Source organism: Limnohabitans sp., from assembly GCF_036804465.1.
Lineage (GTDB): Bacteria > Pseudomonadota > Gammaproteobacteria > Burkholderiales > Burkholderiaceae_C > Limnohabitans.
Genome location: NZ_DAIRSK010000018.1, coordinates 31,148 through 53,971 on the forward strand (window position 1 = coordinate 31,148; position 22,824 = coordinate 53,971).

Sequence of the window (22,824 nt, forward strand, 5' to 3'; positions counted from 1 at the left end):
TCACGGTTAACTCTCTATCGTGTGTGTACGCGCACGCGTGAGGGGTTAATCAGTAAGACTGTCAAATCCGTCACCATGGGTTTGTTCAATCGTCTCGGTACGGGTAGCCGCCACCGATATGAGGCTTAGGTCGTAGACTGATGCCCGCGATTGCGCGCGCACCGCCATGCAGTCGGCACTTCTCGAACTTGCGGGTCGACATCAACTCGGAGAACCGTTTTATCGAGCCCACGTACTCGCCAGCACGCTCAGCCCATTCACGCCAATCGGTAAACAGATCTGAGACGCCTTCGCGATGGGTCTTGCTCAAGATGCAGCGCTCTTCAATCCATTGACCCAAAGCGTCTTCCGCTTCGAAATACTCTTCGGTTGCAGAGACCACGCACTCGGGTGGACGCAGGCCATCGCGTTGCCAGGCCAGGCATCCTTCGACCGCCCAGGCCAAAATACCGTCACGCTCCGCGTACAGTTTCTCGGTCAGCTTGCCGTCACGCCTCTCAGGCGGGATCGTCACCGTGAAGGGGATAAGGTGCAGACGCCGCTTCATGGCCTCGTCCACATTGCGAATCGAGGGCTTGTGGTTGCCCGCAATGAGCAACTTGAACTGCGGGATGTACTCAAAGAAGTCTTGACGCATAAAGCGCGCCGACACCTTGTCACCACCCGTGATGGCCTTGACCTTGGACTCGTTCCAACGCCTGCCTTGCTCGGTTTCCACTGATGCCACGAAACGTGCGCCGCGCAGACCAGCCAGGTCGGTTGGGTGACGGTCTCCCCGTGCATCCATGAACGTGTCCATGGGTGCGCTCGTGGCGTAGTCGCCCAAGATGCTGGCCAAGGTGTTCACGAACACCGACTTGCCGTTCGCGCCGGTCCCGTACAGGAAGAACAATGCGTGGGCGCTGGTCGCCCCGGTCAGGCAGTAGCCCGCCATGCGTTGTAAGTACTCCTGCAGGAGAGGGTCACCGCCCGTGACATCGTTCAAGAACGCCTTCCACTGTGGGCAATCACCTCTTGGAGTGGCCGTGGCAATCTTGGTCATACGGTCGGCTCGGTCGTGCGGGCGAGTCACGCCCACCTTGAGATTGACCACGCCGCCGGGGGTGTTGAGCAAGAAGAGGTCAGCGTCCCACTCCTCGGTAGTGGAGGCATGGCGGCGATCTGACCTGGCCATGCGATCGACACCACCTACCGTGCTGCTGGCCAGCAACTTGGCGGCAAGGCGATGCGAGTCCACCTTGAGCGCAGCCTCACGACAAATAGCGCGAATGAGGTGATGTGACATCAAGGTCTCATCGGGTTGCCAACGGCAACCGGTCCACACCAGCCATTTCCCCCAGGCTGCGCAATAGCGCCACTCTTCCGCGTATCGAGATGTGAACGCCAGCGTCAGCGCATCGTCGGTCGCCCACACCGTGGCATCCTGCGTTGTCATGGCCTTGGTCGACTTCACGCACATGCGCGGGCCAGACGCAATGAACGTGACAACGTCAAAGCCCTCGGTCAACGCATCGGCTGCATCCCAGCCATCGGCCTTGTCATCTGGCGGCAAGAGCACATCGCATGAGAGAGCGCCAGCGTCCAATACCGCCTGCGCCGCTGCCATCGCGTACTCCCAGCCCGGCTTATCCCGATCAGGCCAGACCAGGACGACCTTGCCCGCCAGAGGTGACCAGTCAGTCTTGTCCACCGGTGCGTTGGCTCCATGCATCGCCGTTGTGGCCGTGATGCCTACGGCAATCAATGCCTGCGCACACTTTTCGCCTTCGACCAAGATCACTCGCTCAGCAGCAAGCATCCCCGGCTGGTTGTAAAGCGGACGAGGATCAGGCGGAGCCATCTTGCGTCGCTTTGCATCCCAGGGACGGAACTCCTTCTTGCCTCCGGGTGGGTCATAGCGGTAGACGACAGCGATCAGGTGACCAGTGGGATCAAAGTAGTCCCACTTGGCCGTAGCTGGTCCCAGCTCATCGACCGGAGCTTCCTTCTTTGCCTTGCGGGTTGGGGTGGGTGCAGCTTGGCCGACCATTTCAGCGGCATAGCCCAGCACCCGTGGAAAGTCGGACTGAACGTCTGCGCCGAGGTAGGCGGCGATCAGATCGAAGATGTCGCCGCCATCACCAGTGGCTCGATCTGTCCAGAGCCCTGCCTTTTCCCCGTCAAGGACAACCTCGAGGCTGTCACCAGGACTGCCCAAGACGTCCCCGATCAGGAACTTGCCTCGTCGCTTCTTGCCAGCAGGGAACAATCCCGTCAGAACCGATTCCAGTCGATCAATCAGCGATGCACGCAACTGCTCTCTGGTGGCATCCGTGTCTTTGTGCGTAGGCGAGTCGTTGTCATTGAAATCAAGCATCCGACTTCTCTCCCCCCACCTGCATCCACTCCATCAGTTCACTCACCTTGAAGCGAACCATCTTTCCGACGCGGTAATGCGGCAGACCCAGACGCTCACGCTCTTTGGGGTGTGTGAAAAGGTACAAAGGCATCTTCAAGCAGTAGGCCGCCTCATGTGCATCGACCAGCTTTTCGCTGAGAATTTGATTAACGTCCGTCATTGATTTGTCTCCAGCACCGGTCCTGCCATGAGCACATCCGGCATTCAAAATGAGTGGGGTCTTGGTAAGCGCGAGCGAGCAATTCGCCTGCGTCGGTCGCAGAGATCACCTTGAGCGCACGGTCAGACATGCGCTGCGCCAATGCCGCATCAAAGGGCACCAACTCGGTATAGATCTCCATGCTGTCGGCATTGACTGCCGTGAAAACCGCAGGGTTCTCATGCAGCTCCAGATAGGCCTGGTACAGCACCACCTGTGCGTGATAGATCGGCTTTGAGATCGCCAGCTTGTTTTTCTCGAGGTCACGCCAGGACTTGGAGCCAAGACATTTGTTCTCCCACAAGGCGGGATACTTAAAGCCATCAGGACCACCAACGATCACACCGTCAATGTGGCCAGCCAGGCGGCCATCGAGTGCCGCAAATCCGAATTGCTCACCATTGGGTTTGGTCGTGCACAGATCAAAGCCTGCTTGCCGCATCCACTGGATCATGCTTTCCTCTGAGAGATGGCCACGCTCAAAGATGCGAAGCAACCGACCAGGATGCTCACGACCAGGATCTACTGGAGCCTTCGCAAACTCGTACTGCAAGGCTCGCTCGCAAGAGACGCCTAAGCGCGATGCACCGAGATAACTTCTCGGACGTTGTTCGGCCTGGCGCTTTTGCAGCGCGGCATCGATGAGCGCACTGACCTGACCCGAGATGCTGGAAGAAGAATTGAAGTCCATCATTTCTTCTCTCCTTCCATCACCCAAGGCAAGTCATCCTCCATGTCGGCGAATGGGTGTGCCAGAGGATCAGGCGTTGGCCTCATTCCACGCACTGGCGGAAACTTCGTCTGTTCGTGATGTGCCAGCATGGCATCGGTCCAGCACGTCACGATGGCATCGATAACGCACAGGGCTTGCTCTTCGGAATATTCCCCAAGTGGTTTGTCAAAGCCAATTTCGCCTGCGGACTCACCGAATGCTCTAAGGCACTTCTTCATGGAGGCCAGCTCGATATCAGAAGGATCAATCATGGGAACCTCCTTCATATCGACTCGCCCATCGAGTGCGCGCTGCCAGTTCCCGTACATCGCATGGAAGACGTCCTGACATTTTTTCGAGCAAAAAACCCAGTCGATTGGGTAGCGCCGGGGATGGCCCACACCGTGACGGTTGTCGGTGTGGCCGAAACCCCGGGCCTGTCTGTTGCAGACCCAGCATTTCATTAACCCTCCTTACTGAGCCCAGCTCGGTTTGCCCGAGACAGGTGCGCGCCCGGCCTGTGCAGAAGCACTGCTGGCAGGAGGTGCTTGATAGGTCGCAGCAGGACGCTGAGCTGCAGGTGCTGACGCACGCGGGTATTCCGGCTGGTCAGGCTCCACGGCAATCTTCACTACGTTGCGAAGTTCACCGCGTCCGTCTTTCTCAACATCGATGCGAGCCACGAACTCAATGCCATCGAGCTCGTTGAAGCCTTGGATGCGACGTGCGGCGGATGCTTGGGGAGAGTTGTCCTGCGGCTGGATATTGCGAGCAGAGTTCAGGACGGCACGAATGAATGTGCGCCCCATGTTTCCCCAGGCAGGTCCCTTAGAGCTGTGCAAGCCGACGTTCGACCACATCTTGCGACGAGCGTATTCACCGTCCAGAATCACGAACTCGCAGGCAAGGAAGATGCTCCCCGTCTCAAAGCTCTGGGTTGCATAGCCACCCGTCCAGCCTTGACTGGCATCGTCATGGCCACCCGGCTTGATCGTCATTCGCACCGGAGCCACCGTGCCCTTGGGGATCAGGTCAAATGATTGTTGTTGTTCGGCATCGTTGAAATCGTTCCAAGCGGACATGGTTTACTCCTTGTTGTTTTGAGGTTGGGTTGCTGCTGCGCACTTCTCAATGAGCGCGAGCAGGTTTGGGGGTTCGAGCATTTCGAGCTGGCCCGAACGGTCTTTGGCTGGAAAGCCATAGGGGTTGAGCGTGTGCGTCACGAAGGCGCGATAGGGCGCACCGTCTTCGGCCTTGATCTCGGCCAACGTCACAACTTCATCGACGATGCCGGGCAACTCGGCAGCCGTCTTTGAGCCTTCGATTTGCGGGACGAACACCTTGCGGTTGAAGTCATCGAGGCGCTCGTCCAGGATGGCCACGAACACGACATGCTTGCCGCGAGCGTGTTGCAGATGCATCAGCGCACCGAGCATCTCGCTACCCAAAAGGCCATAGGCACCACGGGTATCGGGTTTGCCTGTTCGATCAGACATCGCCTGCGGCTGAGTCTTGGCCCAGATCAGTGCCAGGCGTGCCAGCACAGTGATGCTGTCGACGAAATAGCAGTCGTACTTGGTCAACTGGCTCGGATCACCGTATTGCTCACACACATGCGCGTAGTGCGCCTGCGAGTAGGGAGCTTCCGGAGGCAATGCAGGGTTCGGTCCTGCCAAGAACACGACAAGGTCACGGAACTCCGGCCAGGTGGTTGGGCGAACGCAGTCCCCTCGCCAGTCTTTGACGGCCAGGTCACCAGCCTCAAGATCGACGAACAGCGTCTTGTCCTCTGGCAGGGTTTTGAGCTGCGTGGTTTTTCCAATGCCGCTCTTGCCAAGAAGAACCAGCTTGACGCCCTTTTTCTCGCGCATGCGTTGATCAGCGGTAATGATCGGAAGTGCCATCACGCCACCTCCCGCATTTCTTGGGCAACGCTCGGATTCCAGAGAATCTGGTACCCGCTGTGTCCATTGCGCGAATACGGCATGGCTTCCGCCCAGGCCTCACCAATCTCGGTCAACTCCCACTCATCGCGCTCATTGCGCACTTGCAGACCCAAGTTGGCCAGGCGCAGATTGGTGGTCTTTGCTGACAAGCCAACCAGCTTGCCAAGTTGAGTGGCATTCAAGGAGCAGATCGGCTCGTTGGCTGCAGGCAGCGCACGGCGCAATGTCTCAATGGCCAGTCCGGTGTTTTCATGGATGCACGTGAGGGTTGCAGCCATGGCAATGCCTGCTTTCACACCAGGAACTTTGGCAACAGCTTCACCAATCAAGAGCAACGATGTGACACGGTCTTGCGTAGGTGCGGGCAATGCAGCGATTGCGGGCACAGCGTAGGAGCCAGTCTTTCGGATGGTAGGCAGGACTTCGTGAGTGACCCAACGCTTAAAGCGTTTGGCCTCTGCTTTTCGGCTGCCTAGCACCAGAGCGTAGAGACCGGGCTCATTGACCGTTGTCATCTCTTGGACTCCGCCAGGGGTGTGAATTGAGTTCACACCCTTTTCGTCGTCATCGAGTCGCTCGAGCGCCTTGCGATCAAGGCTGATCGTTGACAGCACATCAGCGGCCACAAACCATGGCTCGCCTTGTGCATCAGTCACGATGCGCACTTGTCGACCTTCAAAATCAAATGGGGCAAGTTGCTGATTCATGATCAGACCTCCGAGTCAGGGGAAATGTGGAAAGAGGGTTTGCCTGCCTCGACGGTGCGGGCGTCGGCAAACTGCTGCTGCAATGCAGGTGGCCAGTTCGTGTAGCGGGACTCGGGCACAGACAACTTGATGTCGAGGTAGCTCTCGACAGCCTCACCAGAAGCGACGATTCGCTCGGCGATGGTCTTGAGCTTCTTTTGATCCCACGAGACTTTCTTGGGCAGATCAAACTTGACGTGTAGCCCTTCGGTCTTTACGTGAGAAGTGCCAAAGTCACGGCCAGAGGCATGCAGGCTGTCGCGGCCCTGTGCACCAAACCGCTGGTCGAGAGCACCATCGAGCTTTGCGCGAGCTGCCTTGAGCCAAGCGATCGCCTGATCCAAGTTGGTGTCGACTTCAACCAATTGCTGCGCAGACAAATTGGCAAGTTGTGTGACGGACATCTCGGCGATGTCGGCGGGGAAAATAGACAAATCGTTCATGTCATCCTCCCTTCACGCCATGGCCCGCTCAGACGTCGAAACGTGCAGAGCGTTGTGTTCGAAATCGAATACGCCTTCGAGCGGGTAGCTCACGCGTTTAGACAATTTCAGGTACTTGGGGCCACGACCTTCACAGCGCCAGCGTTGAAGCGTTTTGGGGCTGATGCCCCAGCGCTGGGCCAGTTCGTTTTCGTTGAGCACCCGGCGATCTCCGGGTGACAGGGTGTTGATCGCCTCTTGGGTCGATCGGGTGAGTGCGGTTGCCGTTGCTGGCATGAAATACTCCTTTGACGTTGTTGAGGAACAGGTGTCATTGGAGATTTCGGGTGGCGAACATACGAGGGACCAATTGGCGAACCATGCGGAAACTTCTGGTTCGCCAATGCCCCGCCAAAAATGAAAACGGCGAGCACTTGACTCGCCGCTGGTGAAGTTGCCTGATGTTCAGGCAGTTATTTACTGTTGTCCGGATGTTCTTTGACGGACACTGTCAGGTATGTCTCCGTCCGACCGAGTTCTGTCGGTCATCGCACAGCCACAAAGCCGTCGTCTTTCTATGCGCTGTGCCATGGCGTGTCCCAATCCTGTGCGTAAATCTAAAGTGGGCTGAATTAACTCGCTAACGGACCTAATTCAGAAACCGTGTGGCGGGCAACGCAGCAAGGGCGGCGGGTCGCATAGCTGAGTTTAGTAATATTGCATCATTCATTTCACTTGTTAAAAATTACGTTTGGCGTCCTAATAGGGGAACACGAATGCATACGACCAAAGCTCTAAGCATTATTTTTCTTGTCCTTGCCATAGGGCACAGCACTGTCGCCTTCGCCTATGATCCAACCGATTGTTTGAACGACGTTGCCGAGCTAGACCCCAAGATCAATATCGGGTCGGCAACCGAGCTTTGCTCAGGTGCTTGGACGCCTGAGCCCGCAAAGTGCTACGGCCTTGTATCAAAAGTTGATGAAGGCATTATTCGCGGCATCGCCGTTGAACTTTGTGCTGGTTCAGTAAATTCAGAAAAGACTGTTGCTTGCTACATAAAGGCAGGCACGGAAAGAAAACTGAACCGTGGGCTCTCAACGACGCTTTGTAGTGCAAGAAAGAATAAAAATTAGGGCATGCCCAACCCATCCATCAAGCGTGACAGTTTTCCCCCGTTCTGTCTTCAGCATGCCCCTTACCGCGAGCGTTGAGCATCCGGTTTCAACTACCTGTCACGAACCGTTCTTGGCCGCTTGTCGTCAAATCAAGCTGAACCAAATCACACAAAGGCAAGCATCTTTTTCTGCTCATCCCACTCCCGAGGTAGAGGCTCATGTCGACCACGGATCGTCTGAAGATTCAGATGCCTGGGCTGCACGCCTTCCATAATGGCCTCAACAATGTCTGGAGCCAGACTGGTCATGCGAAGGACCTCAGCCACCCACCCAGGCTCCAAATCGAAGGCTCGCGCCAGATCCCTTGCCGTCGCATATTTACCATCCTCGAGCAGGCGCTGCCAGTAGAACGCCTTACCCAAGGTCTTGATCATCGGGATATCCACGCCGCCAGACATGACGTTTGACATCGTTCCCGATGGCGACGTAAGCAGCTTTCTGTTTTGCTTGCGCCTGATTTTGAGAGGGATCATCGTCACTCTTTGACTGTCGGTCATGAACTGACAACTCTTGCCGTCGACATCGATTCGCACGCTGCGCAACCTAGGGTTGCCTTGATAAGCCTCTGTTGTCATGCCATCTCCTCCTTCGCATATTCCTTGGCTTCCTCCACATAGGGGTGGGCCACGATTTCAGGATCCAGACCAATCCAGCCATCCTCACGCCAATGGATGTCCAGGCTGCCATCCCTGAAGTTCACGCGCTCAATGAGCAGTTGTGCAACGCGTTGCTGCTCAGCCGGGAAGAGTTGTTTCCACACATCCGCGATGCGTCGCATGGAGACCACCACCTGCTCTTCTTGTAGATCTGCTCCTGCGCTGTGGCGCAAGCATGCGCGCCAGACACCAATCAATGGCTCTGGCTCCATGAGCGCCAGCTCGATCTCGTTGAGCACTACACCTTCAATTTCTGCCGCAGGCAAAGCCCCCAGGCTCTTGGTTTTCCCGTCTTGCGTTGCACCAGCTGAGCGCCGCCTTTCCAAGTACGGCACGTAGTACCGATACATCCGACCATTTTTTTTCTTGGTGTAGTGATGGATCATGCGTTGCCCGTCTGGCGCAAACAGCAACCCACCCAAAAGCGCTGGGTAGTCCTCCTTGCGCTCTCTCGGCCCTTGCTTGCGTCGGTTCACAAATGCATGCACTCGATCCCATAGTTCCGACGACACAATGGGCTCGTGCTGCGCGGGATAGAACTCGCCCTTGTGACTGATTTCCCCAAGGTAGATGCGATTGCGCAGAAGGGAAAACAGATACTGCTGATCGATGGGTCTCCCCTCTCGGTGCTGACCCGACTGGGTCACCCATGACTTAGTGGTGTGACCTTCGATATCCAGTTCACGAACCAATCGCGCTGCCGAACCGTGCTCTGCGTACCGGCTGAAAATGTCTCGCACCAGCGTAGCCTCACGTTCGTTGATGACCAGTTTTCGATCAACGACGTCATACCCGAGTGGAGGCGTTCCGCCCATCCACATGCCCTTGGCTTTGCTGGCGGCAATCTTGTCCCTGATGCGCTCACCCGTGACCTCACGCTCAAACTGAGCGAAGGACAGCAGAATGTTGAGCGTGAGTCGCCCCATCGATGTTGTCGTGTTGAACTGCTGCGTGACTGATACAAACGAGACGTTGTTGCGGTCGAACACCTCCACCAGTTTGGCAAAGTCTGGAAGGCTACGCGTGAGGCGGTCGATCTTGTAAACCACCACAACGTCGATGCGCTTGGCTTCAATGTCCTGCATCAAACGCTTGAGCCCTGGTCGATCAATGTTGCCGCCGGAAAATCCTCCGTCGTCATATGTGTCATCCAGCGCCAGCCAGCCTTCATGACGTTGGCTGTTCACAAACGATAGGCCCGCATCACGCTGAGCCTCAAGGCTGTTGTACTCCTGATCCAGCCCCTCTTCAGTCGACTTGCGCGTGTAGATGGCGCATCGCTTTTTTGGGATGAATGATGGGGTAGCGGCGTTTGTTGTTCGTGCGTTTCTCATGCAGCCTCCTTCTTGTTGGACTTCAATCCGAAGAAGGCAGGTCCCGACCAAGGGCACCCCGCGATCAGGCGTGCAATCGCCGACAGGCTTTTAAAGCGCTGCCCCCGATATTCAAAATCGCGCACGCCACGCACAACGACTTTATGCTCCTGGTCGTCATAAAAGCGGGTGAGCATCGTGCCAGGCAGCAAGCGATCTGCATCACCTTGCATGCGCTTGGGCAGTAGCCCTGTTTCGCCGATTTCCTCCAGCTTTCTTCGCGTCGTTGGCTTGAGAGATCCGAATGCTTTTTCTTGAATCTTGTATGCCAGTCGGGACTCAAGCCAAGTCCGGTGATGGTGCTGCGGTCTCTCGTCAAAGTGCTCATCCCATAGAGCCCAGATTTCGCGCATCGACAGGTGTGCCAGCTGCCCGACCTGTGCTGCGACCGAGATGGTTTTTGATGGTTGTGCGTGTGTCGTCATATGCAAACTCCTTGTTAGTGATCGGTGTTTGCATTCACGCTCTTCTGGCCAGCGAAGCCAAGTGAAACCTCCCTACTGTTGCGAATAGGTGAAGGATTCCGCGCCGAGGCCTCGGCTTCGCGCAGCCGTAGCAGCGCCACGGCGATTAGATCAACGACTTCTTGCTGCGGGTGTCTGGGGGCTGGGCCAGCCCCGAAATTTGAGATGTGTTTGTTGTTTTGCATGATTAGCGTTCCAGTAGAAAACGCTTGTCATGCTATGGGTCATCCCCCCTCCAAGTAACTACTTTCGTGGAGATGAGTGGAGGACGCGCAAAGTCCGCTAGTTATTCGAATTCGTAATCGCGAGGTTCGTCGTAATTTCGCTCGCGACAGACGATTCCTTCTTCGCGCATCTTCTTGATGAAGCCTGGCCCATCACCCGTGAGATGACTTCCATCGTCCTGCTTTCCATTGTGGCTAGAGCCAGCGGTCAATGGCGAACCAAACGTTTCCTTGTGCATCTTCAAGCATTGACGCCCCACGCCTTGCCCCTTGCACCCCTCTAACCCTAAATTGGTGATGTGGTAGTAATCATCGCCATCACACTCTCGGTAGCTCAACAGGATGGACCCACACTTCTTCCCATCTTTTGTCACAAGTATTTCCGATCCATCTGTGACATCAATGTCGTACTGCTGACCCGATTTAGACGTGAACAAAGTGGTCGTCATTGATCGTTCCCCATGAACTTGTCATAGCTATCGAATGAGCGTTGATCGTTCCAAGAGTTATCCCATCGGCGGGGCTCGGCATCTTCAAGTATCAGCAATGTCAGAACACGGTCACGCACGCCGTAGCTGTGCTTGAACTCTTGAAGCTTCATGTACGGCTGCTCCCCAACGCACCAGACGGAAGCAGACATATCAATACCAGTCCACTCCTGGGCGATGGTTGGATCGGCAGCTACGGTGTCTCGCAACGGCTCCACTGGGTCGCTCAGTCTACGAATGCGTGTGTTGCTGAGTACAGCACTTCTGCTGCGCCATTCGTATTTGAGAAACCCGTTGTCCCAGTGCAGCAAGATGGCTCGCTTTTCTGTGTACTTGATGAAGCGAATGCACAACGCTTCAAACGAGACGCCGAATGACTTCGCAAGTCCACTCAGAAGGTGCAGGTCAACGTCCTGACTTGTAATCCGCTCACGCAGTACATCCCCTGGCATCAGAAGGTTGCTTGCGAAATCATCCGCCTCGCGCTCGATGACGCCTGCACTTTCCAAGCTCAGATGCACTGCTGCTTTGTCGCAGTTGAATGTGCGCCGCTTGGCTCTGTGGAGGACAAAGTGACCCAGCTCGTGTGCGATCGTGAAGCGACGACGTTCAGGGCTGGCATCCTCATTAACGAAGATGCCCCATTCGGTTGGATCGTTCGGGTTGCACACCAGCATTCCCTCTGAGCTTCTCACTGGAGACGCCATGGGGGGCTTTATGATCTTGACGCCTTCTCCGTAGGGAGTGCCAGGCAACCCCTCTCGAACCATGTCGAGGTCTGTGTACGCAGCCGTCTCCCCACTGGCCACGCGAATCCATCGCAGGATGGTGTTGGCTGCCTTGCTCGGTGTCAGTTGAGCGCTGTCACTCAACTCATGGTTTCCTCTTGCCCCGCAGTTGGGAACATCAGTTTGAGGGCTTGTTGATAGCGCTGCTTTTCTTCTTCCGTCATGCCAGCGTACTGGCGAAAGAAGGCCACGTCTTCAACGGATGCCTGGGGAACCTGCTCATTTGATTCGTTCATCAGGTCCTCCATCGTGACCCCCAGAACCTTGGCCAGCAGATGAATCCGCTCGGCAGAAGGGCGTTGCCCCTCCTTCATTTCCAGTTCCCAGATGTACGCCTTGGTACAGCCAACGGCGTCGGCTACCTGCTGCAACGTCAGCTTTTTGGCCTCTCGTAAACGCCGTAAACGCGCTCCTAGGGTCGATGCCATGGAAAAGCTCCTGTCTTAATCAAGTCAGCCTCAAAGTATAGCACTGAGATACACATTCACCCAGATGTTCTACGTAGTTTGACAATCGGAAATAAGCGGGACACAATTACGCTGTATCTCGCCACTTTACTTTGACGGGGTATTTGTTTACCACCCGTCGGCCAGCGCCAGCATCCCCTGCACGCAGATCACCGACATTCCATAAGGACCAAGAAAATGAAAAAAACCTTTGTCGATGTGCTGCTGGAGCTGCCCGTAGACAACACTCTCCAAAACTTCCTGGCAGCTAACGGTCTGCCGTTGCCCGACGATCTGTCTTGGTCGGATGGCCAAGAGGTCACCCGGACCGTGATTGAAGCGATCCGGACATGGCCAGACGAAATTGCTCGAGACGCGCTCATTGCCAAATTGATGGCCAGTGTTGCACTTGGGGATGCGGCTGGTAAACAAGCGATGTTCCAGGTTGCAAGGCAGGATGGCGTCGCCCTTATGGGGCTCGTTTCCAACCAAAGCGATATCCATCGTTCGTTCTGGCTGTATGTGAATTACCCAGCACTCTTTGACCTGGCCGGTGACGTTGACTTCTTCGAACGCCATGGATCACAGGCTCAGCAGAATGAACTTGGGGTGAAACGCAAACCCGACACGTCTGAGGCAGCCTTGCTCGGAATGCGGCAGGCCATCTCGGCGTTCTACCAGCGGGAGTTGCAGTGCGGTGACGGCAGCGTGGCTTATGTCCTGGAGCGCTCCCCGGATGTCTACCTGTTGACTGTTCATGTGAAGGACCTGGCGATGTTGCGCCTCGAGTTCGAAGGCTCGAACCTGACTCGCCGCGTCGGCAATCCCAACATTCACATGGTGCTGGAGTATTCAGCCAAGACCGGTGTCGCTCGCTCACTGGTCAAAGGCGGAGTCAAGTACCACACCATGCTGCTCGAGGCCTTCTCAGAGCACCTGCTGGGCGTCAAGGTGGAGGCCCACCGCATCAAACCGCCCACCCTTGATCTGTCTGCACTACGACTGGGTTTCGATGTACCTCAAGCCTTGACGACCGACGGCTTCATGGCTGTCCAGGTCAAGACACTGTCCCTGCTCAGCCCACATGGTGATCTCAAGATCGAATGCACCGCAACAGCATCAAGCGACCAACAGTGCGTGACCGAATTGATCGCTGAAGCATTCCCCAGCGAGAACCCGCTCAAGCGCAACTGGCAGATCAATTCGGCGCACATCAATCTGTACTACCCCCCACAGCCGGGCAAGATGCGATCCAAGGTCATCACCATCGAGATCACCCGCAAAGGGCGGCTGAACCTTCACAAGTTCGACGCCAAGATGCAAGCTCAACTGGAGGGCTACCTCGTGACCCTTGGCATCCTTGATGCGGGTCAAACGCTCAGTGCCAACGAGCAGCAACCCGGTGAGGACGCATTTCAGTCCGAACCGGCGTTCCAGGAGTGAGCGTGACTGCGCATCACGCATGGTCATTGGTGTGCCGCTTGTTCGCTGAGGGAACGCCCGTATTTCGGTACGCGCTGTCTCCGAACGAGCTTGCGGCATGCTCACTGCTAGGCTCCGCTATAAAGCCTGCCGCCGTCAATCAGCAATACGCACTTTGCCCATACTGCAACTTGCATCGGGGGCAGGTCGTTGCTGATGGCAAGGGGGGCAGACTTTGCCAATGCCCTGAATGCGGTTCGATTCAGCTCGAGCCACAGGACATGGCAGCCGTCACGCTCAACGAGGATTGGCTACGGCAAAAATTGCGCATGGCAATGGAGATCAACAGCCGCGATGGAATCGATCAAGTCGGTCCTGGCGTCTGGCGACTAGGCGATGCACGACAAGAGCCAGTCATTCTGGCTCGCAACTTGTCCAGCCTGGTGCACGCACCGGCGACCCTCGATGCGCTGCGAGTCAACGCCTCTCGGTTACGAGTGATCACGCCCAAACCTATCGACCAGACCGCACACCCATTTGCCGCTGACATTGATTGGCTGCCACTTCAGGAGCGGTTTGCCTTTTACGGCGGCGGAATCTCATTTATTGCCCCACAGGGCCAACGCCCCACAGAAACGCAACGTGAGCCCGCTAAACCGGTTTACGGCCCCTTTGCTAAGGACTTCCGTTCGGTGCTGTTACCAGAGCTTGGCCACATCAACCTCACCGAGGCTCAGGCCTCCGTTTTTGGTTCGCTTTGGTCGTTCAAGGGTGAGCCCATGCGAGCCGAGCGAATCATGGAGCGCGCCGGTTTGCAAAGCGACAAACCGATCGATGTGTTCAAGGTGAAGTCACGTGACAAGGGAAAAGCTGGAGCTGACCTTCCGTTGATGGCTTATAAAAAGTTGGTGGTCACTCAGCAGCGGCAAGGTCTCTACGCGTTGCCTTGCGCTGCGGAGTGACTACTTTTTCGGGCATTTTCTCAACGCGTTGTGTGTGACAACACACAAACCACATGGTTTGCCTCAGCAAGTCGAACGCAAAACCTTCGTATGCGACACACGCATAAGTCATTGCCACATAAGGCGTTCTGCGTGTGCTACTTCGTCAGTGTTCGCAGAAGTTTTGTGAGAAGAGAGAGCGGAGTATGAGATTCGGGGGGCGTTACCGGCTCGGATGCTGGAGGGGCATGGCACACGTAGAATCGCGCCGGACCCCGCACCATCTTGCGGTCGCCAAAACGAAAACGCCCAACTGAGAACAGTTGGGCGCTTGATTTTGGTGGCCTGGACGGGGATCGAACCTGTGACACGCGGATTTTCAATCCGCTGCTCTACCAACTGAGCTACCGGGCCGGGAGTGCAAGTATAGCACTGCTATGTGTGCGAGGCGACTCGAATGTGACCTAAAAGTAGTCCCGCCGTGGAAAAACTTTCTTTCTGTATCTGCGCTAGGGATCACCTTAGAGCACCTGTCATACAGAAACACACCGGTTGCTTGGGCTTGCGAGCGCCATCACAACCGGTTTCGTATTTTCATTTATTGAAGTTTTTTCAACGTGTGAAAGTGAGAGACGTCTGTTCCATCTGGTGCGCGGCTCACGAGATCCAACGCATCGATTGACACATTGGTTCCAAAATTAGCGGTCGAAGGGCTAGTGCCTGAGCAATAAGACTGGACGGCGCTGTCGCCTTGCCCGCAACGAATACTGGCGGTTGCTCTGCTCGAGCCGAACTTAATCGAGTCCTCAAACCCTACCCAAGAAGCCGAATTAATGGTTACATCCTTTATACCGTAGACACGCGCCAAATAGGTCGCAGGCAACAAACCAGGGTCAGTAGGTTTGGTCCATGTTGCGACAAATGGGCCCGTCGCCTGTTTGACATAACAGTAGACAGAGTTGTTGGCGCAGCTGGTGTTGGCAATGAGATTTGTTTTAAGGTCGGCCGTGATCGCTGGCAGCTTCACAGACTTCTTAAATCCATCAACAGTCAGCGAACGTGCTGTTGTTTTGAAGTACTGAGTGGCTACTGGCGTTGAACCAGCAGTTTTCGTTTTGTAGTATTCAAAAGTCCACGTTCCAAACTGCGGAATCGCCTCAATTTCGTCATTGGTCAGATCAGTTCCGTCGAAACCACCAATGAAGGCTATGTTTTTGTCTAGTTTGCGTGGATGGTTTGTGGTGGTTGTATCCCCAGATTCATAGAAGCTTTGAAGCCTCACAAAACCAGTTCCCGTTGCATATGAAGGATCGCCCATGCCATCCACAGTTGCGGCTCCGGTTTTGTCTTTGCCAAATGCGATGACAAAGTAGCTGTAGTTACAGTTGCCGCTCGAGAGGTTAGGAATAAAAGTCATCTTGCGACCGCCAGGTGAGGTCACATTGACTTTCACAATTTTATTTGCAGCACTTTGATACTGATTTAATTGATAGCATGAAAGACCAAATGTGTAGCCAACACTATTGAATGTGGAGGCTGCTTGGTTGACATAGTTTCGTCTTTGAGAGTATGGCCCAACACCAATGTCGTATTGATATTGGTTGCCAATTAATTTCAGTTTGCCATCGGTGTCAATTCGGCCAACGTTTTTCTCAATATTGAAATTGCCATATTCGTCTTTCCAACGATAGCCAAATACGATGTCACCGCTTGTAGGCCCGTTGGCTACTGTGGTTCCAACCGAGTAGAAAAATTTGGGGTCTGAAAAGCTCACACCAGCAGCAGCGTCAGTCGTGAAAATCCCTCCAAAGTGCTGCGTCTTGGAGACCACCATGCCGCCCGATTTATAACCACCAGGATTGCCACCAATAAATGCATCTTTACAGTTTTGACTTTGTATATCTGCTGCGGCTGAACCGCCTGATGTGATTCGGGTGCTCAAAGGATCTGCGTAGCATGCGCTCAGTTTGTCAAGCAACTGTTGAATCTTGGGGGTGAGACCTGAGCTCGCAAGTTTGGTTACATCTACTGCTGGTAGTGTTGCCGGCGTGGCGTCATGCGCAAATGAGATGAGTGGCAAATCTTGGTTCTCATTCACTGTTTGTTTCAGTGTGACCTCGATCTGTGATTTTGTCCCTTTGGGTTCGATCTTGACATCTAGAGAGTCCAGCATGCGGTCAAAGCCTGTACCGTTCGCTGTAAAAGTTGTATTGATTGGATTGATTGTTCCATTCAGACTGAGGGCAGTGGCCAAGGGTTGAAGCGCAGTCATGACTGACGTTGTGGCAGATGTCACGGCTGTGGACGTCACAGTTGTTGATGCTGCAGCAATTTCTGATGCCAAGTTGAATGGGTTGCCAGTAGGGGAAAGTTTGGCAGCAATCAAATTGCTAATTTGTGTCACGTGAACAACTGGTGTGCTGCTTTTGTTTGGTAATACGCTGTATACCTTTTCGCTTCCGTTATCTACCTCGAAGACAAATGGTCCCGTGGCTGTCGCAGGTATCGTGGCCGAGTAGCTGCCGTCACTTGAGATGGTGGCAGGGGTTGCCAAAACAGCCACCCCATCTTTGCCATAAATCTGCAGCGTGGCATTAGCCATGGGCGCACCTGTCGCTGCAATCCCTGTCACGGTGAGTGGCTGCGTTTCCAGATTCACCGCGCTCCCGCCGCCTCCACCGCAAGCAACTAACAGTGAGGTAGCCAGGATAGTGACTAGAGTTGCATTGTGAGTACGTTTCATATTGAGGCCCCATATTTGTCATTTAGATTAATTATTGCATATCTTTATCAATTATGTTAATTTTGGCAGGTGGTCCAAGCAAGCATTAACCGCAGTGCATTTCCATACTCTCCCAACTGAGCGACAGGGCAACAGACAAATCTGTCGCTCAACTAGACACTAGGCAGCCCGCTTTGGCTTGGACAAATCCACCCCCAGCTGCTTGAGCTTGCGGTACAAATGGGTGCGTTCAAGTCCCGTTTTATCAGCCACGCGCGTCATCGAACCGTTTTCTTGGGTGAGGTGGTATTCAAAATAGGCGCGCTCAAAGGCATCGCGCGCTTCACGCAGGGGCTGCTCTAAATCAAAGCTCTGATGGTTGGTGGGCAACACCACTGTTTGTGGGACGGTGCTGGCGAGGGCGCTGTCTTTGCTGACAACAGCACTCACGCCTTTGACGGCTGCAGCCGCCACGGGCTTGCGCGCCAATGCTTGCTCGACGGCCTTGAGCAGCTTTTGCAGGGTGATGGGTTTTTCTAAGAAGGCTTGTGCGCCGATACGGGTGGCTTCGACCGCAGTGTCAATGGTGGCGTGGCCGCTCATCATGATGACGGGCATGTTGAGCAAACCAGCGCCGGCCCATTCTTTGAGCAGGGTCACGCCGTCGGTGTCGGGCATCCAAATGTCGAGCAAGACCAAATCGGGGCGGGCCGCCTGGCGAGCCAAGCGTGCTTGCGCTGCGTTTTCTGCCACTTCTACCGCATGGCCTTCGTCGTTGAGGATCTCAAACAAGAGGTCCCGAATGCCCAATTCGTCATCCACCACCAAAATGTTCGCCATGTCTTGCCGTGTCTCGCTGAATTAAAGAAGCTGGGTTTGTTGCTATTGCGCAACTGTGAATGATAGCGACACTTGCGCACCTATCACCCGCCCCTCTGATTCGCGATTTTTCAGATCAATACGTGCCGAGTGTTCGTCGGCAATTTTCTTCACCACAGCCAAGCCAAGGCCTGTGCCACGCGTCTTGGTGGTGACGTAGGGCTCGAAGGCGCGGTTCAAAATGTTGGGCGGAAAACCTGGTCCGTTGTCACGCACCAGCAGTCGCACGCGGCCCGATGTGGCCCCCAATTGTGTGGCGATTGACACGGTGGGGTGTGCCTGCCCTTCGGTGGCGTCTTGTGCGTTTTGCAGCAGGTTGTGCACCACTTGGCGCAGCTGCTGCGCATCTCCCAAGATCAATGGACATGCAGCATCTAGCTGGGCATACACCGGCACAGCGGCATTTTCTGCGCTATAGAGTTGCATCACGTCTTGCACCAAGGCATTGAGGTCCAGCGGTTTGAGGTCTGCCAAGGGCAAGCGCGCGTAATCGCGAAATTCATTGACCAAGCGCTTCATGGCGTCCACTTGGTCCACGATGGTTTTGACTGACTTGTTCAAAATCAGTTGCTCGGGATCTTGCAGTTTGCCCGTGAGCTTCATTTCTAGGCGCTCAGCCGAGAGCTGAATGGGGGTGAGCGGATTTTTAATTTCATGTGCCAGTCGACGTGCCACCTCGCCCCAAGCCTGCGCACGCTGGGCAGACACAATTTCAGAGATGTCGTCAAACACCAGCAAGCGGCCATTGTTAGGGAGCACAGCACCACGCGCTAGCAAGGTGATGTGCTGTTGGGTGTCATCGCTCAGTTGCACAGCGGGGCTGATGTTCGTGGCGTGCAGCTCAAATGATTGTTGCCAGTGGTCCAAACCATGCTGGCTCCGTTCGCCGAGGAAGCCATCAAACTCGCGACGCACGTGCTCGGCAAACTCCACCAAGCCTTCGATGTCGCTCAAGGCGCGCCCTTCCCAGGCGGCCAATGGCACCCGCAAGATGCGCGTTGCCCCGGGGTTAGACGATTTGATGCGGCCATCTTCGGTCAGCACAATCACGCCTGCGGTGAGGTTGTCGAGTATGGTTTGCAGGTTCGCACGAGAGGTGTGCACTTGCAACATGCTGCGGTCCACCGCGGTTCGTGCGTCGGCCAACTGCTGTGTCATGACTGCAAATGAACGTGTGAGGCCACCCAGCTCATCACGGCCTTGCAGAGCGGGCTTGGGGCTCAGGTCGCCAGCTGCCACATCACGCACACCTTCAGCCAGCATGAGCAACGGTCGCGCCAGTTGGTTGCCCAGCAACACGGCCAACAGCACGGCGCCAAAAACGGCCAAAAACAAACTCAGCGTCAAGGTGCCGATGTACATGCTGCGCAGCCCCTCGCGACCCAGCGCCCGCTCTTGGTATTCGCGATAGGCCACCTCCACTGCCAAGGCGTTGCTCACCAAGGTGGGAGGCAAAGCCTTGGTCACTTGAAGAATACGCGGCTCAATCAACAGCCCCAGACCCGAGGGTGCCACCAGCACAAGTGCACGGATACGCGCTTTGGCTGTCCCTTGCAGCTCTGCTTCGTCCAAGCCATCGATGGCGGTGACCACGCTTTGTGTTCTCACCAATCGCATCTGCATGGGGGTGGGTCGGTCTGGGGTGATCTTGTAGCGCGACTCGCCCACGCTGGATATCGCTTGGCCCGAGGTGCTCCACAAAATCACATCGTCAGCGCCCAACTGGTCCTTCATGCGCTCCATCGCAATGCCCACCGAGGCATCGGGTAAGTCATTGATTTGCACACTGGCGGCACGCGTTTTTTGCCCCAAATCATTGGCCAAGGTGTCGAGCGTGGTGCGCCCCAAATTGAGTCCTGCATCCAAGGCGCCTTCGACCTTCACATCAAACCAGCTTTCGATGGAGCGTGAGACAAACTGATAAGACACGCTGTAAATCAGCAGCCCAGGCATAAAGCCCACCAAGGCAAATGTGGCGGCAATTTTGAGCAACAAGCGGCTACCAAACTTGCCTTGCCGCAGTCGCAGCAGCAATCGCATCGACAGCCACCCAATCACCCCCATCAGCAAGGTCGCCACCACCACATTCAAGCCAAACAGTTGCCGGTAGTTGCGCGCATACAACTCGCGGTTGTCTGTGGCTTGCGTCAACAAGAACAAAAGCACCAAGCCGAGCCCGAGCGCAACAGCCGCGCTGACGACCAACAACCACCGCAATTGAAAGCTGGAAAGGCGCGTGCGCTTTTCAGCCAACTCAATCATGGCTTGAGCTCCAAGCGCTGTGTTTTGTTGTAGCCAATATTCCAGTCACTCTGGCTTGTTGCACCGATTTGCAAGGGGCGCGGCAGTTGTTTGAGGTCTAGCTTGAAATTGATGCTGATGGTTTGTTTGGCGTCTGGGTTGTAGTCTGCTGCGTTGGCGATGCGCCATTGCGCGATTCGGCGCACGGCATTCAAGGCGTCCTCAGCCGTGTCGTAGCTCTGCCCCAAACTCACACCCAAGCCACTCACATTGAAGGCTTGCGGCGAGCTGTTGACCCGCCAGCGTCGCGTGAGCGGTTGGTAAAACAAACGCATATGACGCTCGGCATAGGCCACCCGCTGGTTGTAAAAATACCAACGCTCTTGGCTAATTTCCACCTCGGTCACAAAGTACAACGTGATGCCCTTGAGCAAGGCATCTTCTAGGGCGCTGGGCAGCTCAAACTGCCAGCTGCCAGACAGGTAGAGCGCAGCCTCTTGGCGCTCGATCTTGAGCTCTTGCAATTCCACGGGCGTGTTGGCTTGCGCCACCCCAGCCAGCATCAGGCTGAGGGACAAACAAAGCCAACGTCCGCGCTTGACAGCGCTCCAAAAGAGCTCCTCAAGACGTGGGGATTTTTTCCAACAGTGCGTAGTAAAAGCCATCGTGATCACCGGATAGATTGTCGGTGAGGGCGGTGCTTGTGGCGAGACTTTGGGGTCTTAAATGCCCCAAGGAGGGCAGTAAACGGGCATTGGTGTTGTGTTCAACAAACGTTTTGACTTGATTCTCACCCTCCGCCAAGAAAACCGAGCAGGTGCAATACAGCAATCGTCCGCCGGGTTTGACCAAGGGCCAGAGTTGCTTGAGCAAGTTCTTTTGGATAGCAGCAAGTTTGTCGATGTCGGCCTCGCGGCGTAACCAGCGCACATCGGGATGGCGGCGCACGATGCCCGAAGCTGTGCACGGGGCATCCAACAAAATAGCGTCAAACAACTTGCCGTCCCACCATGTTTTGGTTTGAGCGGCGTCGGCTGCAATGACTTGGGCCGTGCGGCCAATGCGCTGCATGTTTTGCACGATGCGCTCACATCGCTGCGGGTCGATATCAAGTGCGACGACCTCTGATGGGTGATTGAGCAGTTCAAGCAAGTGCGCAGTTTTACCGCCAGGCGCGGCGCAGGCATCAAGGACCCGCAGGGCTTGATGCGTGGACCCTAAATCATTCAGCAACAGTTGCGCAGCGCATTGTGCGGCAGCGTCTTGCACCGAGCACAGACCTTCAGCAAAACCAGGAATGTCACGCACGCCATGGGCTTGGTCAAGCACCAAACCTTGATGGCCCACCGCTTGCGATGTCAAGCCATGGTTGCTCCAATCTGTTTGCAAGGCCTCACGGCTGATGGCAGAGGTGTTGACGCGCAAGGTCATGGGCGCCGCGCGGTTATTGGCACGCAAAATCTCTTGCCAATGGTTGGGGTGCTCAGTTTGTAGGCGTTTGATCCACCACTCGGGGTGATTCCATTGGGCATGAATGTCGCTGTCGGTGGCTTTCACCAATGCATCGCGTTCGCGCAAAAAGCGGCGTAAACATGCATTGAGAAAGTTGGCTTGCATTTGCAAGCTGCGCGTGTTTTTGGCGGCTTCCACCGCTTGGTTCACTAAAGTGTGGGGCTCATACGGCGCGTGTTCTGGGTCCCACGCCAAAGCCAGCGCGGTACAAAGCAAGGCATCGGGCAAAGGGGCAGGCGCTCGCGAGGCCAACTTCGCACGCAAAGCCTGCGCACGCCCTAGCTGACGCAAAGCCTGAAACAGCAAGGCTTGTACACCCGGGCGCAATGCAGATGGCACAGTTTCTAAGGCTGCTGTGCCTGACACACCACGTCGCACTTGCGCCAAGGCTTGGGCCACAGCTTGCAGCTGCTGCCACAGTGGGACGGATGGGTGTGCGTGATCGATCATTCCAATAGACGTCCAGGTTTGAAATTGAACATGCGTGCCATCCACGTGGCAGGGAACATGTCAATCGAATCGTTGTAGTGGGCCACCGCTTGGTTGAAACGCTGTAAATCTGGCTGAATGGAAATACCCAATTCAGCCCAGCGCTGGGTCAACTCTGCAGGCACAGAGACGTAATACACATCGGGGTGAGTGAGCGACTCCCACGCATCTTGTAAATCACGGCTGGTCGCCACCAACGCAATCGCAGACGCAGGCTCGAGCGGATGCTCTTGCATCCGCGCCAATGCCATGGCGGATAAATTGGCTGCAACTTGCAAGCGTGTCCAATGGCTGGCCCCCATCTCAGGAGACACTGCCGTTTGCCAACCCGAAGGCGAGGTAACCGCTGCGGTGGTGGCCTCTTGCACAAGCGCTTGGTAGCGCAGCATGAGCTCTTCAAGCACGGCAAATTGCTTGTTCACCCCCGTGCGCAAACCCACCAAACGGCGGTATGCACCCACACTCCAAAACACCATCACGGCCACGAACAGCCAAAACCACCACGCGTCGAGCATGTTGAACTCCTTGTGCTTTTACCGTTGAGCCCAAACAACAAAGGCCCTTTCGGGCCTTTGTTG

Annotated in this window: 25 protein-coding genes and 1 tRNA gene; 3 read left to right on the forward strand and 23 right to left on the reverse strand. The window is 55.5% G+C overall.

From position 1 onward, the window contains the following. Positions 1 to 85 precede the first annotated feature (85 nt). The 9 genes from V7Q41_RS10630 to V7Q41_RS10670 are packed head-to-tail and all read right to left on the reverse strand — an operon-like array spanning position 86 to position 6,720. The gene (locus tag V7Q41_RS10630; RefSeq protein ID WP_333845822.1) at positions 86 to 2,356 is read right to left on the reverse strand and encodes a phage/plasmid primase, P4 family; all 2,271 of its coding nucleotides are present in this window, start codon (positions 2,354 to 2,356) and stop codon (positions 86 to 88) included. Next, positions 2,349 to 2,558, reverse strand: coding sequence for a helix-turn-helix domain-containing protein (locus V7Q41_RS10635; protein ID WP_215347869.1), 210 nt, complete (start codon positions 2,556 to 2,558; stop codon positions 2,349 to 2,351). Before V7Q41_RS10635 ends, V7Q41_RS10630 begins: the two co-directional genes overlap by 8 nt. Then, entirely contained in the window at positions 2,545 to 3,291 is a 747-nt protein-coding gene (locus V7Q41_RS10640; RefSeq protein ID WP_333845823.1) for a PD-(D/E)XK nuclease family protein, read from the reverse strand. The genes V7Q41_RS10635 and V7Q41_RS10640 overlap by 14 nt, the downstream gene beginning before the upstream one ends. Continuing rightward, positions 3,288 to 3,773, reverse strand: a complete 486-nt coding sequence (locus V7Q41_RS10645; RefSeq protein WP_333845824.1) for a DUF6511 domain-containing protein — start codon at positions 3,771 to 3,773, stop codon at positions 3,288 to 3,290. The genes V7Q41_RS10640 and V7Q41_RS10645 overlap by 4 nt, the downstream gene beginning before the upstream one ends. 9 nt (positions 3,774 to 3,782) lie before the next feature. Then, positions 3,783 to 4,391: a hypothetical protein gene (locus V7Q41_RS10650; protein WP_215347875.1), complete on the reverse strand. Its 609-nt coding sequence runs from the start codon at positions 4,389 to 4,391 to the stop codon at positions 3,783 to 3,785. 3 nt (positions 4,392 to 4,394) lie between these two features. Beyond that, positions 4,395 to 5,213, reverse strand: a complete 819-nt coding sequence (locus V7Q41_RS10655; protein ID WP_333845825.1) for an ATP-binding protein — start codon at positions 5,211 to 5,213, stop codon at positions 4,395 to 4,397. Next, on the reverse strand, positions 5,213 to 5,962 hold the full coding sequence (locus V7Q41_RS10660) for a BRO-N domain-containing protein (RefSeq protein ID WP_333845826.1): 750 nt from the start codon (positions 5,960 to 5,962) through the stop codon (positions 5,213 to 5,215). The genes V7Q41_RS10655 and V7Q41_RS10660 overlap by 1 nt, the downstream gene beginning before the upstream one ends. A gap of 2 nt (positions 5,963 to 5,964) precedes the next feature. After that, positions 5,965 to 6,444, reverse strand: a complete 480-nt coding sequence (locus V7Q41_RS10665; RefSeq protein ID WP_333845827.1) for a hypothetical protein — start codon at positions 6,442 to 6,444, stop codon at positions 5,965 to 5,967. Between the two features lie 12 nt (positions 6,445 to 6,456). Next, on the reverse strand, positions 6,457 to 6,720 hold the full coding sequence (locus V7Q41_RS10670) for a helix-turn-helix transcriptional regulator (protein WP_215347883.1): 264 nt from the start codon (positions 6,718 to 6,720) through the stop codon (positions 6,457 to 6,459). 479 nt (positions 6,721 to 7,199) lie between these two features. On the opposite strand from V7Q41_RS10670, the gene V7Q41_RS10675 reads away from it, so the two are divergent. Then, entirely contained in the window at positions 7,200 to 7,559 is a 360-nt protein-coding gene (locus tag V7Q41_RS10675) for a hypothetical protein (protein WP_333845828.1), read from the forward strand. A 146-nt stretch (positions 7,560 to 7,705) separates the two neighbouring features. On the opposite strand, the gene V7Q41_RS10680 is transcribed toward V7Q41_RS10675, so the two are convergent. From V7Q41_RS10680 to V7Q41_RS10710, 7 genes are all read right to left on the reverse strand, one after another. After that, positions 7,706 to 8,176 carry a hypothetical protein gene (locus tag V7Q41_RS10680; protein WP_333845830.1) on the reverse strand — a complete coding sequence of 157 codons (471 nt, stop codon included), beginning with the start codon at positions 8,174 to 8,176 and terminating at the stop codon, positions 7,706 to 7,708. After that, positions 8,173 to 9,591 carry a recombinase family protein gene (locus tag V7Q41_RS10685; RefSeq protein WP_333845831.1) on the reverse strand — a complete coding sequence of 473 codons (1,419 nt, stop codon included), beginning with the start codon at positions 9,589 to 9,591 and terminating at the stop codon, positions 8,173 to 8,175. The genes V7Q41_RS10680 and V7Q41_RS10685 overlap by 4 nt, the downstream gene beginning before the upstream one ends. After that, positions 9,588 to 10,055: a DUF2924 domain-containing protein gene (locus tag V7Q41_RS10690; RefSeq protein ID WP_293748146.1), complete on the reverse strand. Its 468-nt coding sequence runs from the start codon at positions 10,053 to 10,055 to the stop codon at positions 9,588 to 9,590. The genes V7Q41_RS10685 and V7Q41_RS10690 overlap by 4 nt, the downstream gene beginning before the upstream one ends. A 14-nt stretch (positions 10,056 to 10,069) precedes the next feature. Then, positions 10,070 to 10,279 carry a hypothetical protein gene (locus tag V7Q41_RS10695; RefSeq protein WP_108418420.1) on the reverse strand — a complete coding sequence of 70 codons (210 nt, stop codon included), beginning with the start codon at positions 10,277 to 10,279 and terminating at the stop codon, positions 10,070 to 10,072. Between the two features lie 101 nt (positions 10,280 to 10,380). Then, on the reverse strand, positions 10,381 to 10,767 hold the full coding sequence (locus tag V7Q41_RS10700; protein ID WP_215347895.1) for a hypothetical protein: 387 nt from the start codon (positions 10,765 to 10,767) through the stop codon (positions 10,381 to 10,383). Next, positions 10,764 to 11,678, reverse strand: coding sequence for an ImmA/IrrE family metallo-endopeptidase (locus V7Q41_RS10705; protein WP_233250182.1), 915 nt, complete (start codon positions 11,676 to 11,678; stop codon positions 10,764 to 10,766). The genes V7Q41_RS10700 and V7Q41_RS10705 overlap by 4 nt, the downstream gene beginning before the upstream one ends. Then, positions 11,675 to 12,022 carry a helix-turn-helix domain-containing protein gene (locus V7Q41_RS10710; protein WP_333845833.1) on the reverse strand — a complete coding sequence of 116 codons (348 nt, stop codon included), beginning with the start codon at positions 12,020 to 12,022 and terminating at the stop codon, positions 11,675 to 11,677. The genes V7Q41_RS10705 and V7Q41_RS10710 overlap by 4 nt, the downstream gene beginning before the upstream one ends. A 216-nt stretch (positions 12,023 to 12,238) precedes the next feature. On the opposite strand from V7Q41_RS10710, the gene V7Q41_RS10715 reads away from it, so the two are divergent. Both V7Q41_RS10715 and V7Q41_RS10720 read left to right on the forward strand, forming a co-directional pair. Further along, complete coding sequence (locus V7Q41_RS10715; RefSeq protein ID WP_333845834.1) at positions 12,239 to 13,483, forward strand: hypothetical protein; 1,245 nt, start codon at positions 12,239 to 12,241, stop codon at positions 13,481 to 13,483. Between the two features lie 29 nt (positions 13,484 to 13,512). Further along, a complete protein-coding gene (locus V7Q41_RS10720; protein ID WP_333845850.1) occupies positions 13,513 to 14,424 on the forward strand; it encodes a hypothetical protein in 912 nt (303 codons plus the stop codon). Positions 14,425 to 14,741: 317 nt separating this feature from the next. Here V7Q41_RS10720 and V7Q41_RS10725 read toward each other — a convergent pair. The 7 genes from V7Q41_RS10725 to V7Q41_RS10755 form a co-directional block, all read right to left on the reverse strand. After that, positions 14,742 to 14,817 (reverse strand) — tRNA-Phe (locus V7Q41_RS10725). A 184-nt stretch (positions 14,818 to 15,001) separates the two neighbouring features. Next, positions 15,002 to 17,146, reverse strand: coding sequence for a hypothetical protein (locus V7Q41_RS10730; protein ID WP_333845835.1), 2,145 nt, complete (start codon positions 17,144 to 17,146; stop codon positions 15,002 to 15,004). A gap of 159 nt (positions 17,147 to 17,305) precedes the next feature. Continuing rightward, positions 17,306 to 17,965, reverse strand: coding sequence for a response regulator (locus V7Q41_RS10735; protein WP_333845837.1), 660 nt, complete (start codon positions 17,963 to 17,965; stop codon positions 17,306 to 17,308). Positions 17,966 to 18,007: 42 nt separating this feature from the next. After that, positions 18,008 to 20,266 (reverse strand): sensor histidine kinase, encoded by a 2,259-nt coding sequence (locus tag V7Q41_RS10740; protein ID WP_333845838.1) that lies wholly within the window; start codon positions 20,264 to 20,266, stop codon positions 18,008 to 18,010. Continuing rightward, on the reverse strand, positions 20,263 to 20,823 hold the full coding sequence (locus tag V7Q41_RS10745; protein ID WP_333845839.1) for a DUF4390 domain-containing protein: 561 nt from the start codon (positions 20,821 to 20,823) through the stop codon (positions 20,263 to 20,265). The genes V7Q41_RS10740 and V7Q41_RS10745 overlap by 4 nt, the downstream gene beginning before the upstream one ends. A 43-nt stretch (positions 20,824 to 20,866) precedes the next feature. Next, the gene (rsmB, locus tag V7Q41_RS10750; RefSeq protein ID WP_333845840.1) at positions 20,867 to 22,207 is read right to left on the reverse strand and encodes a 16S rRNA (cytosine(967)-C(5))-methyltransferase RsmB; all 1,341 of its coding nucleotides are present in this window, start codon (positions 22,205 to 22,207) and stop codon (positions 20,867 to 20,869) included. Further along, entirely contained in the window at positions 22,204 to 22,761 is a 558-nt protein-coding gene (locus V7Q41_RS10755) for a LemA family protein (RefSeq protein ID WP_333845841.1), read from the reverse strand. Before V7Q41_RS10755 ends, rsmB begins: the two co-directional genes overlap by 4 nt. Between the last annotated feature and the right edge of the window lie 63 nt (positions 22,762 to 22,824).

Coding starts and splice junctions, on each gene's coding strand:
- V7Q41_RS10630 (WP_333845822.1), bottom strand. CDS start 2,356: ATGCTTGATTTCAATGACAACGACTCGCCTACGCACAAAGACACGGAT.
- V7Q41_RS10635 (WP_215347869.1), bottom strand. CDS start 2,558: ATGACGGACGTTAATCAAATTCTCAGCGAAAAGCTGGTCGATGCACAT.
- V7Q41_RS10640 (WP_333845823.1), bottom strand. CDS start 3,291: ATGATGGACTTCAATTCTTCTTCCAGCATCTCGGGTCAGGTCAGTGCG.
- V7Q41_RS10645 (WP_333845824.1), bottom strand. CDS start 3,773: ATGAAATGCTGGGTCTGCAACAGACAGGCCCGGGGTTTCGGCCACACC.
- V7Q41_RS10650 (WP_215347875.1), bottom strand. CDS start 4,391: ATGTCCGCTTGGAACGATTTCAACGATGCCGAACAACAACAATCATTT.
- V7Q41_RS10655 (WP_333845825.1), bottom strand. CDS start 5,213: ATGGCACTTCCGATCATTACCGCTGATCAACGCATGCGCGAGAAAAAG.
- V7Q41_RS10660 (WP_333845826.1), bottom strand. CDS start 5,962: ATGAATCAGCAACTTGCCCCATTTGATTTTGAAGGTCGACAAGTGCGC.
- V7Q41_RS10665 (WP_333845827.1), bottom strand. CDS start 6,444: ATGAACGATTTGTCTATTTTCCCCGCCGACATCGCCGAGATGTCCGTC.
- V7Q41_RS10670 (WP_215347883.1), bottom strand. CDS start 6,720: ATGCCAGCAACGGCAACCGCACTCACCCGATCGACCCAAGAGGCGATC.
- V7Q41_RS10675 (WP_333845828.1), top strand. CDS start 7,200: ATGCATACGACCAAAGCTCTAAGCATTATTTTTCTTGTCCTTGCCATA.
- V7Q41_RS10680 (WP_333845830.1), bottom strand. CDS start 8,176: ATGACAACAGAGGCTTATCAAGGCAACCCTAGGTTGCGCAGCGTGCGA.
- V7Q41_RS10685 (WP_333845831.1), bottom strand. CDS start 9,591: ATGAGAAACGCACGAACAACAAACGCCGCTACCCCATCATTCATCCCA.
- V7Q41_RS10690 (WP_293748146.1), bottom strand. CDS start 10,055: ATGACGACACACGCACAACCATCAAAAACCATCTCGGTCGCAGCACAG.
- V7Q41_RS10695 (WP_108418420.1), bottom strand. CDS start 10,279: ATGCAAAACAACAAACACATCTCAAATTTCGGGGCTGGCCCAGCCCCC.
- V7Q41_RS10700 (WP_215347895.1), bottom strand. CDS start 10,767: ATGACGACCACTTTGTTCACGTCTAAATCGGGTCAGCAGTACGACATT.
- V7Q41_RS10710 (WP_333845833.1), bottom strand. CDS start 12,022: ATGGCATCGACCCTAGGAGCGCGTTTACGGCGTTTACGAGAGGCCAAA.
- V7Q41_RS10715 (WP_333845834.1), top strand. CDS start 12,239: ATGAAAAAAACCTTTGTCGATGTGCTGCTGGAGCTGCCCGTAGACAAC.
- V7Q41_RS10730 (WP_333845835.1), bottom strand. CDS start 17,146: ATGAAACGTACTCACAATGCAACTCTAGTCACTATCCTGGCTACCTCA.
- V7Q41_RS10735 (WP_333845837.1), bottom strand. CDS start 17,965: ATGGCGAACATTTTGGTGGTGGATGACGAATTGGGCATTCGGGACCTC.
- V7Q41_RS10740 (WP_333845838.1), bottom strand. CDS start 20,266: ATGATTGAGTTGGCTGAAAAGCGCACGCGCCTTTCCAGCTTTCAATTG.
- rsmB (WP_333845840.1), bottom strand. CDS start 22,207: ATGATCGATCACGCACACCCATCCGTCCCACTGTGGCAGCAGCTGCAA.
- V7Q41_RS10755 (WP_333845841.1), bottom strand. CDS start 22,761: ATGCTCGACGCGTGGTGGTTTTGGCTGTTCGTGGCCGTGATGGTGTTT.